Origin of the sequence: Sulfurimonas sp. HSL3-7 (assembly GCF_039645985.1) — a bacterium.
Classification (GTDB): domain Bacteria; phylum Campylobacterota; class Campylobacteria; order Campylobacterales; family Sulfurimonadaceae; genus Sulfonitrofixus; species Sulfonitrofixus jiaomeiensis.
Genome location: NZ_CP147919.1, coordinates 1,425,702 through 1,439,443 on the forward strand (window position 1 = coordinate 1,425,702; position 13,742 = coordinate 1,439,443).

A 13,742-nucleotide genomic window follows, 5' to 3' on the forward strand; every position below is an offset into this window, starting at 1 on the left:
GGAACCTATTTTGCCGATTCGCGAAGACGGATATGAAGATCGCGAAGCTGTGCATTGTCTACTGTACTTGGCGCTTTTGTCAGGATACACGACGCTTTCTGTGTTTTAGGGAAAGCGATAACGTCACGGATACTCTCTTTGTTCGCCAGCAACATGATAAAACGGTCAAATCCCAGCGCAAAACCGCCGTGTGGCGGCGCACCGAACTTAAGCGCGTCAAGCAGGAAGCCGAATTTGTCCTGTGCCTCTTCCTCTTCGATACCGAGAAGTTCGAAGATCTTCTCCTGAATATCCTGTTTATGGATACGGATCGAACCGCCGCCGAGCTCAACACCGTTAAGAACGATATCGTATGCGATCGACTCGATGTCTTCGATATGTTCATGCTTAAGGTCTTTTGGCATCGTGAACGGGTGGTGAAGGGCTTTCACACGGCCGTCTTCGATCTCGAACATCGGGAAGTCGACAACCCACAGGAATTCAAACTTGCCTTCAGGAATAAGGTTCATCTTCTCATGCTCGGCAATGAAGGTTCGGAAGCGTCCCATATAATCCCAGACTGTTTTCTTGTCACCGGCACCGAAGAAGACGACATCGCCTACTTCAAGTTCCGTACGCTCGATAATGAGCTGAATATCTTCTTCGGAGAAGAACTTCGTAAGCGGCCCTTTAAGACCATCTTCTTTAAGCTGGAAGTAACCCAGGCCTTTGGCACCGAATTTGCGTACATAATCTTCAAACGACTTCATCTCGCGTTTCGAAAAGACAAGGTCGGCACCCGGAACACGAAGCGCTTTAATACGGTTCATCTTGGGGTTCGAAGCGATAGAGGTGAAGATCTCGTTGTCACAGCGTTCAAAGATGTCGATGACATCGACCATCTTCAGCTCATAACGCATATCCGGTTTGTCGGAACCGTAAAACTCCATTGCATCACTGTGGCTCATGCGTGCAAATGGTGTCTGGATCTTGTGACCGCATGCCTCGAACATCTCACTGATCAAAGTCTCTGCTACGCTGATCACATCTTCCTGGTCACAGAAACTCATCTCGACATCTATCTGCGTGAACTCCGGCTGACGATCGGCACGAAGGTCTTCGTCACGGAAACATTTCGCGATCTGGAAATAACGGTCAAAACCGCCGACCATCAACAGTTGTTTGAAAAGCTGCGGCGATTGCGGGAGGGCATAAAACTCGCCGTCATGGACACGTGACGGTACCAGGTAGTCACGGGCGCCTTCCGGAGTGGATTTTGTAAGGATCGGTGTCTCGACTTCCAGGAACCCAAGTTTATCAAGCGCATTGCGGGCAGCGATAGCTGCTTTTGAACGCAGAAGAAAAGTATCGTAAGAACTTTTTGCACGTAGATCCAAATAACGGTATTTGAGCTTGGTCTCTTCACCGACCTTCTCGTCACCGATGACGAACGGCATAGGAGCAGAACGGTTCTCAATGACCAATTCATCGACAACGACTTCGATAGCACCCGTTTTAAGACGAGGGTTTACCAACCCTTCGCCGCGGGCACGGATCGTCCCTTTGGCAAGGAGTACGAACTCGTCACGTACTTCGCTTGCTATTTTGTGCGCTTCAGCATTGTCAGCAGGGTCACACACCAGCTGGATAAGACCGCTTTTGTCTCGCAGGTCGATAAAGATGATACCGCCATGGTCGCGGTAGCTGTTTGCCCATCCGGCAAGTTCAACTTTATCTCCGATATTTTTTTCGTCTAAATCTGTACAGTAATGACTTCTCACCGAGAAAATCCTCAAAAATAATTTTCGCGATTATAGCTAAAACTCTTTAAAAGCATGATTGAGAAGAGCTTTCAAAGTGCCATTTATTTCAAAGCATTTGGAAGAATTCGCTATAATCAGGGAACAATAATCAAAAGGCCAACTGATTTGGAACCATTAACAATAAACAGCATTGGGGTTATTCTGCGCCCTTCGACACCGGAACTCAAAGATGCGTTTTATCAGCTAAAGTCTATTTTTGAAGCGCATGCGATCGAAGTCATCATCGACAATATCAGCGGCAGCATGATCAATGTGATGGGACAGGAGTTCGACATGATGTGCCAAAACGCCGACATCCTGGTAACACTCGGCGGTGACGGAACGCTTATATCCGCCGTGCGCCGCTCTTTTAAATACAAGATCCCCGTACTTGGTATACATGCCGGCAAGCTCGGTTTTTTGGCGGATTTCGATATGGATGAGCTCAATGCCTTCATCCCAAGACTTAAAAGCGGTGATTTCCGCATCGACAAAAGAGCGATGCTGCAGGTGACTATCAATTCCAAAGGGGAAGAGAAGAACGTGGTCGCGTTTAATGATATTGTCATGACACGCAACGCTATTTCAAAGATGATCCACCTTGAGACCTATGTCGACGGCAGATCATTCAACACCTATTACGGTGACGGTGTCATTGTCTCAACACCGACAGGTTCGACCGCCTACAATCTCTCTTGCGGCGGGCCGGTTCTGTTTCCCTTAACGCAGGTCTTTGTCATCACGCCGATCTCGCCGCACTCCCTGACACAACGTCCGGTCGTTCTTCCCGGCCAATATGCCATTGAAGTCAAAACCCCTGACAAGAGTGCCCTGGCCGTTATTGACGGGCAGGATATGTATGAATTCGGCGAGGACGATAGCATAACGATCCATCTCGCCAAAGAGTCGGCCCGGCTTATCCACCGAAAAGAGTTCAACTACTTTGAAGTGCTTAAAGAGAAACTGAGATGGGGCGAGTAGCGTTTGAATGTATCCATAAGATGCAGCGTATAAAGCGGATCGTTTCAAAACGAAAACAAGACAGCAGGTATATATAAACATATGATTGAACGTTTTTATCTCAAAAACTGCCTCACATTCAATGAGGTGGCATTGGAACTCCAACACGGGCTTATCGTCTTTTCCGGACCGAGCGGCAGCGGTAAGTCGGTATTGATGCGCTCTATCCTGGGCTCAGTCGGTTTTGACGATGCCCTCGCCGAAGTGAGCGAATCATCCGTCAGCTGGCAGGTCGATGAGGAGTCGAGCGGCTTTGAAAATGAAGAGACAAATATCTTCAAACAGGTCAAAAAAGAGAAGGTGCGCTATTTTTTAAACGCAATGGGCATCTCTAAAAAATCGCTGCATGAGATCTCAAAAAAACACCTCAGACTGCTCAGTCTCAAAGACTACAGCGACTTTGAACAGGCCAATATGCTCAGTATCCTTGACAGTCAGGTCAGTAAAAACGAACCGACACATACAGAAACACTTGAGATATACCGCCGTACCTTCACTGCCTACCAAAAAAGCAGACATGAACTCGAACTGCTTTTAGCGCAGGAAAAACGGATCGAAGAGCATAAAGAGTTTGCGGCGTTCGAACTCTCCAAGATCGATGCCGTCAGCCCGCAGGAAGGCGAATACGAGGCCTTGATGGAGATCAAGCGCACTCTTTCGCAAAAAGAGAAAGCGGAAGAGAAGATTACGCTTGCCGAGAAACTCTTTGAGAATGAACATCTGGTTTCCGAAGCACTTTCATCCCTTGACGTCGACAGTGCCTTTTTTGACGATGCGATGAATGAACTGCGTTCTATTTTTGAACAGGCCCGTTCGAACTTTCAGGAACTTGAGAATGAGGATATCGAATCGGTGCTCAACCGTCTGGAAGAGCTCTCTGAGCTCAAACGTCGTTACGGTTCGATAGAGGAGGCAATAGCGTACCGCGAGGAGAAGGCAAAAGAGGTTGAAAAATATGAGAATTTTGATTATGAAAAAGAGCAGCTCACCGAAGAGGTCGATAGATTTTTTGCCGATCTGACGGACCTTGCCCGCACGATTTCGCAAAAACGCTCCAGCGCTCTTTTTGATGTCAACAGTGCCATCAACGGCTATCTGAAGCAGCTCTATCTCAGCGGCGCAGAGCTGAGTCTTAGTCACGGCGATTTTACTGCAAACGGTCAGGACAGACTGGACTTCAATCTTAAAGGCGCCTCACTGGAAAAGGTAAGTGCCGGTGAGTTCAACCGTCTTCGTCTGGCTCTTTTGACCCTGCAGTCCGAATCGATGCAGGGTCAGGGCGGCGTGCTGATGCTTGATGAGATCGATGCCAATCTGAGCGGTGAAGAGTCGATGAGCGTTGCACGGGTCCTCAGACAGCTCTCCAGGCATTTTCAGATCTTTGTCATCTCCCATCAACCGCAACTCACTTCAATGGGTCAACAGCATTTTCTGATTGAAAAAGATGAAGAGAGCAGGGTTCGCGAGCTCTCGCATGACGAGCGTATCGAAGAGATCGCCCGGATGATCAGCGGGGAGACGATCACAAGCGAAGCCAGAAGCTTTGCCAAAGAGCTGCTCGAAAGTGCTTCTAAATGTGCCTGATAATTGCATTCATCGCTATTGTCTATGCCGTTTCGGCCTTCAGTGCCGGAAACACTACGCCGGGCTTTATCGCGCTCGCAGTCGCACTCTTTTTTACAGCTTTGATGATACGAAATATCCTGCAGGTCAAAAAGATGAAAGATAAAAAAGGAGAAGAGAATTGATCATTGACAGCCATATCCATCTGGATGATGAACGTTACAGAGATGACCTTGATGACGTGCTTGAGCGTGCCATGCACAATGGCGTTGAACGTTTTATCATCCCCGGCGCCGACATAACGACACTCGATCGCGCAGTCGAGCTCTCGGAAGAGTACGATTCGATCTTCTTTGCCGTAGGGATCCATCCCTATGACAAAGAGCAGTATGATGAAGCGGCACTGGAACGTTATATCAACCATCCCAAATGTATCGCCGTTGGCGAATGCGGACTGGACTATTTTCGTCTAGAAGGCTCCGACGTAGAAAAGGCAGCGGAAAAAGCGGCCCAAAAGAAGGTCTTTGCAGCACAGATAGAATTGGCAAAACGCTTTAAAAAACCCTTGATCGTCCATATTCGAGACGCCAGCCATGATTCTAAAATGATGCTGCTAGAACATGATGCAGGTGAAGTAGGGGGTGTATTGCACTGCTATAACGCCGACGAAGAGCTCTTGTCGCTTGCAGATCAGAACTTCTATTTCGGCATCGGTGGTGTACTGACATTTAAGAACGCCAGGAAACTGGTCAATGTCCTGCCTAAAATTCCGAAGGAGAAACTCATTATCGAAACAGACGGGCCCTACCTTACGCCTCATCCGCACCGCGGTGAACGCAATGAGCCTGCCTACACCGCACTCGTTCGTGACAAGATGGCAGAACTGCTGGAGCTCGATAGCGGTTTTATTGAACAATTGACCACCAAAAATGCCCAACAACTGTTTAATATTTTATAATATTATTCCGTGCATCTGAAAATTCAGCGCAAATCAGCCGATTATTTTCACTTCTTCTCTCTTATTTTGTTTTTAACACGCTTTTTTACTATAATACAACCCTTATAATAGGGGTTGCTGTTTGAACTATATTTTTACTTTTTTTCTACTTTTTTTCGGACCTACTGTTCTTTTTGCCGGATTGGGCTTTGAGAGCAATCATAACAAACAGATCATGCTGTTGCGATCATTTGACATCGATCCCAATTACATCCATGATGAGAAACTCAATGAAATGATACTTTCCAAAAAAAAGCCGAATGCGTATAAACGCTATTACGAAGCGATGCAGCGGGCCAGGCTCTATATCCCCACAATCAAAAAGATCCTGCATGATGAAAATGTTCCGGCAGAGTTCATCTATCTCGCAATGGCGGAGTCAAGTTTTACCACCAAAGCACTCTCCAAAAAACAGGCTGCCGGTATCTGGCAGTTTATGCCGGCTACCGGCAAACAGTATGGTCTGCATATAGACGATTATCTTGATGAGAGACGCGATCCCATCAAATCGACAGAGGCAGCCGTAAAGTATCTCAATTCGCTTCATGACCGTTTCGGAAAGTGGTACCTTGCCGCTATGGCCTACAACTGCGGCGAAGGGTGTGTTTTAAACGCCATTTCGAAAGCGGATGGAAAAGATGACATCTTCACTCTTTTGGATGAAAAGAGAAGGTACCTTCCCGCTGAAACCCGTCGCTATATCCGCAAGATCGTTGCCTACGGTTTCATGGGAATCGATGAGAATGATATGATCTCTACCGACTACAGCTACCTCCTGAACCGCGCCAGTCTGAACTCCATCGCCACGATCAACCTTCCAAAGGGAGAGAAGATCAGCCGCGTTGCGAAAATGCTTGATATCGACGTGGAAGAGATGCGCCGGCTCAACCGCCATCTGACCTATGACTTTGTACCGCCGTTTTCAAAAAAATGCAATGTCTACATTCCCTACAACAAACTCAACCGTTTCAAGCAGGAGTATGAACCCTGTGATCTGCAGAAGATCTATCTTGTCCACATCGTTAAATCCGGTGAAAACCTCTCGCGCATCGGGGCAAAATACCATGTGCCTTACCGTGTCATCAAAGAGTTCAACGAACTCAAATCAAACTATCTTCGTGTCAAACAAAAACTGATCATTCCGACCACACCCGCGCTGCTCAATAAGCATAAGTTCAGCTTTGCAAAAAACAGCTATATCGTGCGTCCCGGCGACACCCTTCTCGCCATCGCAAAACGTTATAAGACCAGTGTAAAGAAGATAAAATCGCTGAACAATAAAAAAAGCAGTGTCATCCGCGTCAGCGAGAAACTTGTTGTTCCGCCTTTGCCGTTGCCTAAAAATGCGTATGTGGTCAAAGCAGGTGATAATCTCAGCGCTATTGCCAAGCGTTACAAGGTCAGCATCAAGACCCTCAAAGCCAGAAACAACAAACAATCTGATGTGATCAGAGTCGGAGAGAAGTTACGTGTATATTAAGATCATCTCTGTTGCACTCTCTGCAGCGATTATTACGGGGTGCAGCACCCGCGGCGTGAAGATCCACAGTACGAGACCGGCAGCAAAACATTACGAAACTGCAAGTACAACAAAAGGCAGCAGCTATGTCCATCCGACGATGCGCCCTTATACGGTCTTCGGCAAACGCTACTACCCGACCAAAGTGCGGGTCGGTGAGAAGTTTACCGGTATTTCAAGCTGGTACGGTCCCGATTTTGACGGCAAGGCGACGTCAAGCGGGGAGATCTATGATATGCACGCGCTTACGGCAGCGCATAAGACGCTGCCGATGAACACGGTGGTCAAGGTGACCAATCTCGATAACGGCAAAAATGTTGTGGTGCGTATTAATGACCGCGGCCCTTTTGTGGGAACACGCATTATCGACCTCTCCAACAGAGCCGCTCATGCAATCGACATGGTCGACAAAGGAACGGCGCGCGTGCGTCTCGAAGTTCTTGGCTTTGAAGGCAAAAAGAGCAAGAATATCGCCTCCAAAAAAGAGCTGCGAAGCGGCCCGCAGGAGATGGTCTCAGGCAGTACTTATGCTTTGCAGATCGGTTCATTCTCCAAGATTGAAGGCGCACTTATAACCCAGGCAAAATACGATAACTTCCGGGGTTACCATACGGTCATCAAAGATACTGAGTATAATAACAAAAGAATTTTCCGTGTCTGGCTCAGCGGCTTCAAGTCCGAAGCGGAGGCACGCGATTTTAAATCGGATTCACCGTTTGACAAAGCATTTATAGTTGGGGAATAAAATATGATATCTAAAAAAAGAGTAACCAAAGAGACAGACATTTCCGTAGAGTTGGAGCTCTACGGTTCAGGCCAAAGCAGCATCAGCACAGGTGTCGGTTTTTTTGACCATATGCTCGAAGCATTCAGCAAACACGCCCTGATCGATCTCAACGTTGTCTGTCAGGGCGACACGCATATCGATGATCACCACAGCGTCGAAGATGTCGGGATCGTTATCGGTCAGGCCCTTGCAGAGGCGATCTACCCGATCGAGAAGGTCGAACGCTTCGGCAATGCGAGCGTTGTGATGGACGAGACCTGTGTCGAGTGCGACATGGACCTGAGCGGCCGTCCCTACCTCCACTATGACGTTGACGTTAACGGCAAAGTAGGCAGCTTTGATACGGAGCTAGCCGAGGAGTTTTTCCATGCTTTGGCACTCAATGCGCGCATCAGCACCCATATCGTGCTCAAACGCGGACGGAACAAGCACCATATTCTTGAAGCCGCATTCAAAGCCTTTGCTGTTGCGTTGCGCCGTGCGATTACAAAAAACGAACGCACCGGTATTCCCAGCACCAAAGGTGTCCTGTGATCGATCTCATCATTATGGACGTAGACGGCTGTCTCACAGACGGCAAGATCATCTACTCCGATTCCGGCGACGAGACAAAAGCGTTTAATGTCAAAGACGGCCTTGCGATCAGTTCCTGGATCAGATTGGGCCATCAGGCGGTTATCATCACTGGGCGACACTCCCATCTGCTCGAAAGACGTGTCATAGAGCTCGGTATTACGGCGTTCCACCAGGGGGTCAAGGACAAGGCTGCGCTACTTAGAAAGCTTAGCGAAGAGTCCGGCATCGCACTGCGCAATATGGCGGCCATTGGTGATGATCTCAATGATTATAAGATGCTCTCCATGGTAGGTCTCTCTTTTACACCCCAGGACGGATCAGGCCATATCAAGGCTATGGTCAGCAAGGTGTGTGAAGCCAAAGGGGGCGAGGGGGCTGTTCGTGAAATGATCGAAGAGCTTTTTGTGATCAACGACGAAGTGGATGAATTTTTAGCATTATGGCAGTAAGCGCAAACTATTTTTTTATCACTGTCGCTTTTGTACTGGCAGCCATCCTCTATTTTTTCAAACCGATGGAGATAGAAGAACGTATCGATAAAGAGGTCGCTCAGTTGGAACTTCTCAATTTCACCCTTTATGAACTCGGCGTCGACGGTCTTAAAGATATCATGATCGGCCGCCACGGCCTCCGTTTTGATGACCGTATCGAGATCAGGGACATCGATTACACAGACAGCACCCGGTCGCTTCAAAACAATATTCAGGCTGACTTTGGACGCTATAACAACAGAGAAATTATCACCCTTGAAGGCAATGTCCGTTACTATCGCGAAGATGGTCTGAATTTCAATTCAGATAGAGCGGTCATCCATCAGAAAGATGAGACAATCGATGCCGCCGGTCCGTTCACATTGCATAAGAATAGCGAGAGCGCTGTCGGAACAGATCTGTTCTATGACAGAAAAAACGGTCTCTCAAAGGCTAAAAATGTCACCGGCATATTTGAATTAAAATAAGGGAACAGTTTGAAACTTTTTTATCTATTATCATTTTTTTTACTCCTTTCACTCCAGGCTGCACAGCTTAAAATCGTAGCCAAGAGTTTTGAGGGTGACGAGAAGAGAGGCATAACTGTCTTTCGAGGTAACGTCAAGATCACAAAAGAGTCGGATCAGCTGAATGCCGACGTCGTGACAGTCTATACCGACGCCAAACGAAAACCGACGAAATACGAAGCCCAGGGCAAAGTCTCTTTTTTCATCGAAGCAGAGAACAACGCCACCTACAGGGGAAGTGCGGAAAGAGCCATTTTTATTCCGTCGAAAAAAGAGTACCATTTTTACACCAATGTCCACATCGAACAGATCAACGAGAAAAAAGAGATCAACGGCGAAGAGGTCGTCGTCAGCACTGTTGAAGGCAGAGCCAGGGCCAAAGGGGGCGATCAGACCCCGGTCATCATGACCTTTGAGATCGATGAAGGCGAGGAGAAAAAATGATAGAGATCATCAACGCCTCTTTTGTGACATCGGCTCCTAACGTAGAATCGGCACCTGAAAACGAATATCTCAACGAAGTGGTCTTCATGGCGCGTTCCAATGTCGGTAAAAGCTCGCTTCTGAATGCCTTGAGCAATCGCAAAAGTCTGGCCAAGGTTTCGGCTACACCGGGAAAGACCCGTCTTATCAACTTCTTTGACGCGACTATTTTGGACCGCGAAAGCGATGAACGCGTATTGGCGATGCTGGTCGATCTTCCCGGTTTCGGCTATGCAAAAGTCTCGAAGTCGATCAAATCGGACTGGGAAAAGAATCTGACGAATTTTGTCGCTGAGCGCAAACAGATCAAACTCTTTTTACATCTTGTTGATTGTCGTCACCCTCATCTTGAGATCGACCGCTCTGTTGATGAGTTCCTGGGTCAGATCTGCCGTGAAGACCAAAAGATCGTACGTGTATTCACTAAGATCGACAAACTCAATCAAAAAGAGCAGAGTAAGCTTTTACGGGAATTTCCCGGAGCGATCATGGTCTCCAGTTCAAAAAAACGGGGCATTGCCAAACTGGTCTCGATTATCTACCATACATTAAAAGAGGGTGAAGATGCCACTGACGTATCGTAAAGCCACGCTTCTTGATATCCCTGCCATGCAGGTTCTGGTGTCGCCCGAAATAGAGAGCGGGGTCATCTTAAAACGCAACAACGACGAAGTGGCGACCAATATCCGTTCTTATCAGCTGGCTTTTGAGGACGGAAAACTTGTCGGATTCTGTGCCTTGCACATCCATACAACAACGCTGGGAGAGGTCCGCTCACTCATTGTCGATGCATCTATGCGAGGCATGGGAATAGGGACCGGGCTTGTTCAACGCGCCCTGGAAGAGGCCAAAGAACTTGGACTAAAAGAGGTGCTGGCCTTGACCTACCAGCAAGCCTTTTTTGAACATCTTGATTTCAAAGAGATCCCAAAGGAGTCCCTGCCTGAACACAAGATCTGGGCAGATTGTATCAACTGTAAACACTTTCCTGTATGCAACGAAGTATCACTTATCCATTCTATATAAAAGCGCTTTCGCTTTTTACGCTCTACCTGCTGTATGAGAGCCTCAGTACCATCTATCTTTTCCTGCCGCCTCTGTTCGGTGTGCTTTTTTTCTATTTTATACGTGCTTTGGACAAGCAGGAGATCTCAAGTTTGCTGCTTGTCGCATCGATGCTGCTGCTTTACGAGGCGGATAAAGGGTATCTTCTTTTCAGCTCCCTGGTCTATTTTACCTTTGTCTACAAATTTATTCTTCCAAAGCTGCAACAGATGATCAAATGCAAACGCTGTATGCTTTTTATCTATGTTCTCTTCGCCTACATCGGTTTTTGGGTTTTCACCCTGCTGCTGCAGCAGGTTCTGTGGATGGAATTGCCGACGCTTGACTGGCATGTGCTTTGGTACATTGCTTTTGAATTTTTTGTGGTGACGCTGTTATGAGAACTCGCCTTCTGATCACCTTATTCTCTATCGTGTGGCTTTCACTGCTCATACGTGTTTTTTACCTTTCTATACAGTCCAACACCTATTATGAGACACTCTCCTCACACAACACCATTAAAACAGAGCTGATCGCCCCGATACGCGGAGAGATACACGATCGAAACAATCTGCCCATCGCTATCAACCGGCTTGGTTTTTCCATCAAACTGCAGCCACACTTAAAACACAACAAGACATCCGATGAACTCAACGAGACCATCGAGGTTCTGGTAAGCTATCTGCCCGATCTGAATGCGACCAAGATCCGTAAGCGCTATCTCAATAACGACTCCTACTATAACCACAATGATATCAGGGTCGTCGACTTTATCTCGTACGAAAAGATCATGCCGGTCTACTCTCTGCTTAACCTTGATGACCATATTACGGTCATTCCTGCCCCTAAACGCTACTATCCCTATAATGATCTGGCGGCGCATGTCATCGGTTATGTCGCCAAAGCCAACAAACAGGACGTCGAACGGGACGAACTCGCTAAACTGATCGGTTCAACGGGTAAGAACGGGGTTGAGAAGTACTACAACAGTTACCTGGAGGGGCTGGCAGGTGAACGCAGGGTAAAAGTCAGTGCCCAGAATGAGGTCATCGAAGAGCTCAGCCACACCAAAGCAATCGAAAACCGGAATCTCACGCTCACCCTTGATATGGAACTGCAAAAATATGTCAGTGAACGGTTCGATGCGAAAGCAGGAGCGGTCATCGTCATGAGCGTTGAAGGCGAGATCCTTGCCGCGGCAAGTTTTCCGGAGTATGATCTCAACACCTTCGTATCAGGCATCTCATCTGCCCTGTGGAAAGAGTTGATCAACGATATCAACACCCCTTTTACCAACAAGCTTATCAACGGGCTCTATCCTCCCGGTTCTACGATCAAGACAGGCCTGGGGCTGATCTACCTGAGTTCGGGTATCAGCCAGTGGTGGACCGTCGACTGCAAAGGGACGATGAAGCTGGGCAAACGTAATTTCCGCTGCTGGAAACATGACGGTCACGGTACAACCGACATCCGAAAAGCGATCAGAGAGAGTTGCGACGACTACTTCTACAAAGGGAGTCTCAAAGTCGGCATTGCCGATATGAGTTTTGGTCTGAAGCAGTTCGGCCTGGGCAGCAAAACCGGCGTCGATCTTCCAAACGAGTTTATCGGTACTGTGCCGAGCCGCGAATGGAAACGCCGGCGTTTCAACCAGCCATGGTACATCGGAGAGACACTCAACACATCGATCGGGCAGGGGGATTTTCTGGTCACACCCCTGCAGATAGCCCAGTTTACCGCGCTTATGGCGACAGGGCACCTTGTAACACCGCACCTGGCCAAAAAAATAGGTGACGAAGAGTATCTGCCCGAGTACAGAGATGTGTTGACACCGGAACAGCACAAAAAACTGCCGATCATCCAGCAGGCCATGCGACAGGTCTGCCAGGCCAAAAAGGGGACGGCGGTCAACTTTATGCATGCCAAAATCCCCGTAGCGGGAAAGACCGGGACCGCACAGGTCATCGGTATCTCGCAAGAGGTCAAACAGCGTATGAATGAGCGCGACATGAAGTACTACACCCGTTCGCATGCCTGGTTCACCACCTATGCTCCTTCCGACAAGCCGCAGTACATCGTCACAGTACTGGTCGAACACGGCGGGCACGGCGGGGTCGCCGCCGGGGGCATGGTCTCCGATATCTATAACAAAATGATCGAATTCGGGTATATCAGGAAGTAGCGATCTTCAAGGAGAGGGCATTCGACAGGCAGGCTGTTATGTTCTTTTCTCTTTTTGCTGATCCAGCAGCCTGCTTATTTCGTCTTCGCCCAGCGGCCTGTTGTGTTTGATCTTGAAACTCAGCTTCCACTCCTCGAAGAACCCTTTTTGGATCATGACATTGATCATCATCGTGATGCTCATCGCGATGAACGCGCCCAGGCTTGCAAAGGCCATGTCTTTATGGGCATCCCATATATCGCCCTGCGTTCCGAGATAGGCCATGCCCAACTCGCCGCCGAATATTTCGGCAGCTCCCCACTCGACCAGTTCATACATCATCGATGAGGCCATGGTGAGTTCCAGGGGGAAGAAATATCCCCAGAAGCCCGAAGTATCGGCAACCCTGTAGTAGTACTCTTTGATCGGATAGGCCAGAAGCAGCCCGTATAAAAAATGGAGCAGGCGGTCAAAGTTGTTTCTTTTCCATCCCAAATAGTCATTCAGACTGAAATCAAACCAGGTCATCAAAAAGCGATCATACGGCACTTCCGCATAGGTGTAGTGCGCCCCTATCTCATGCAGGCTCATAAAGATAAAAATCAGCGTATATGAGATCCTTGAAAGCGGAAACTTCTTATAGGAGATGGCCATGATGATGGTGAAGAGCAGCACCAGAACATTTTCCAGAAGCCAGTCCGCCCGGTCGTAAGGTGATACTGAAAGAATCAGAAACTCGATAATAAAAAGTGTTGAGAGCAGCAGGAAGTATTTTTGATTGGACATCCTCAGGCTCTTTGCGTCTGGTGTTTCA

At 48.0% G+C, this 13,742-nt stretch carries 16 protein-coding genes; 14 read left to right on the forward strand and 2 right to left on the reverse strand.

Annotation, left to right across the window (positions count from 1 at the left end):
• Window positions 1-5: 5 nt before the first annotated feature.
• Window positions 6-1,760: an aspartate--tRNA ligase gene (gene aspS, locus WCY20_RS07180; RefSeq protein ID WP_345978176.1), complete on the reverse strand. Its 1,755-nt coding sequence runs from the start codon at window positions 1,758-1,760 to the stop codon at window positions 6-8.
• Between the two features lie 147 nt (window positions 1,761-1,907).
• Here aspS and WCY20_RS07185 point away from each other — a divergent pair, with 147 nt between their 5' ends.
• From WCY20_RS07185 to mrdA, 14 genes are all read left to right on the forward strand, one after another.
• Complete coding sequence (locus tag WCY20_RS07185) at window positions 1,908-2,762, forward strand: NAD(+)/NADH kinase (protein ID WP_345978178.1); 855 nt, start codon at window positions 1,908-1,910, stop codon at window positions 2,760-2,762.
• An 81-nt stretch (window positions 2,763-2,843) separates the two neighbouring features.
• Window positions 2,844-4,385, forward strand: a complete 1,542-nt coding sequence (locus WCY20_RS07190) for an AAA family ATPase (protein ID WP_345978180.1) — start codon at window positions 2,844-2,846, stop codon at window positions 4,383-4,385.
• Window positions 4,376-4,549 (forward strand): hypothetical protein, encoded by a 174-nt coding sequence (locus tag WCY20_RS07195; protein ID WP_345978182.1) that lies wholly within the window; start codon window positions 4,376-4,378, stop codon window positions 4,547-4,549. The genes WCY20_RS07190 and WCY20_RS07195 overlap by 10 nt, the downstream gene beginning before the upstream one ends.
• Window positions 4,546-5,322 carry a TatD family hydrolase gene (locus tag WCY20_RS07200; protein WP_345978183.1) on the forward strand — a complete coding sequence of 259 codons (777 nt, stop codon included), beginning with the start codon at window positions 4,546-4,548 and terminating at the stop codon, window positions 5,320-5,322. Before WCY20_RS07195 ends, WCY20_RS07200 begins: the two co-directional genes overlap by 4 nt.
• A 121-nt stretch (window positions 5,323-5,443) precedes the next feature.
• On the forward strand, window positions 5,444-6,841 hold the full coding sequence (locus tag WCY20_RS07205) for a LysM peptidoglycan-binding domain-containing protein (RefSeq protein ID WP_345978184.1): 1,398 nt from the start codon (window positions 5,444-5,446) through the stop codon (window positions 6,839-6,841).
• Entirely contained in the window at window positions 6,831-7,625 is a 795-nt protein-coding gene (locus WCY20_RS07210; RefSeq protein WP_345978185.1) for a septal ring lytic transglycosylase RlpA family protein, read from the forward strand. Before WCY20_RS07205 ends, WCY20_RS07210 begins: the two co-directional genes overlap by 11 nt.
• Before the next feature lie 3 nt (window positions 7,626-7,628).
• The gene (hisB, locus tag WCY20_RS07215; RefSeq protein ID WP_345978186.1) at window positions 7,629-8,201 is read left to right on the forward strand and encodes an imidazoleglycerol-phosphate dehydratase HisB; all 573 of its coding nucleotides are present in this window, start codon (window positions 7,629-7,631) and stop codon (window positions 8,199-8,201) included.
• Window positions 8,198-8,692, forward strand: coding sequence for an HAD hydrolase family protein (locus WCY20_RS07220; protein WP_345978188.1), 495 nt, complete (start codon window positions 8,198-8,200; stop codon window positions 8,690-8,692). The genes hisB and WCY20_RS07220 overlap by 4 nt, the downstream gene beginning before the upstream one ends.
• On the forward strand, window positions 8,683-9,201 hold the full coding sequence (locus WCY20_RS07225; protein ID WP_345978190.1) for a hypothetical protein: 519 nt from the start codon (window positions 8,683-8,685) through the stop codon (window positions 9,199-9,201). Before WCY20_RS07220 ends, WCY20_RS07225 begins: the two co-directional genes overlap by 10 nt.
• Window positions 9,202-9,210: 9 nt before the next feature.
• The gene (gene lptA / locus WCY20_RS07230; protein ID WP_345978191.1) at window positions 9,211-9,684 is read left to right on the forward strand and encodes a lipopolysaccharide transport periplasmic protein LptA; all 474 of its coding nucleotides are present in this window, start codon (window positions 9,211-9,213) and stop codon (window positions 9,682-9,684) included.
• Window positions 9,681-10,307 carry a ribosome biogenesis GTP-binding protein YihA/YsxC gene (gene yihA, locus WCY20_RS07235; protein WP_345978192.1) on the forward strand — a complete coding sequence of 209 codons (627 nt, stop codon included), beginning with the start codon at window positions 9,681-9,683 and terminating at the stop codon, window positions 10,305-10,307. The genes lptA and yihA overlap by 4 nt, the downstream gene beginning before the upstream one ends.
• The gene (locus WCY20_RS07240) at window positions 10,288-10,749 is read left to right on the forward strand and encodes an N-acetyltransferase (RefSeq protein WP_345978194.1); all 462 of its coding nucleotides are present in this window, start codon (window positions 10,288-10,290) and stop codon (window positions 10,747-10,749) included. Before yihA ends, WCY20_RS07240 begins: the two co-directional genes overlap by 20 nt.
• Window positions 10,716-11,168: a hypothetical protein gene (locus WCY20_RS07245; protein WP_345973932.1), complete on the forward strand. Its 453-nt coding sequence runs from the start codon at window positions 10,716-10,718 to the stop codon at window positions 11,166-11,168. The genes WCY20_RS07240 and WCY20_RS07245 overlap by 34 nt, the downstream gene beginning before the upstream one ends.
• Entirely contained in the window at window positions 11,165-12,949 is a 1,785-nt protein-coding gene (gene mrdA, locus WCY20_RS07250; RefSeq protein ID WP_345973934.1) for a penicillin-binding protein 2, read from the forward strand. Before WCY20_RS07245 ends, mrdA begins: the two co-directional genes overlap by 4 nt.
• A gap of 36 nt (window positions 12,950-12,985) precedes the next feature.
• Here mrdA and WCY20_RS07255 read toward each other — a convergent pair whose 3' ends face one another.
• Window positions 12,986-13,714: a DUF2238 domain-containing protein gene (locus WCY20_RS07255; protein WP_345973936.1), complete on the reverse strand. Its 729-nt coding sequence runs from the start codon at window positions 13,712-13,714 to the stop codon at window positions 12,986-12,988.
• Window positions 13,715-13,742 lie beyond the last annotated feature (28 nt).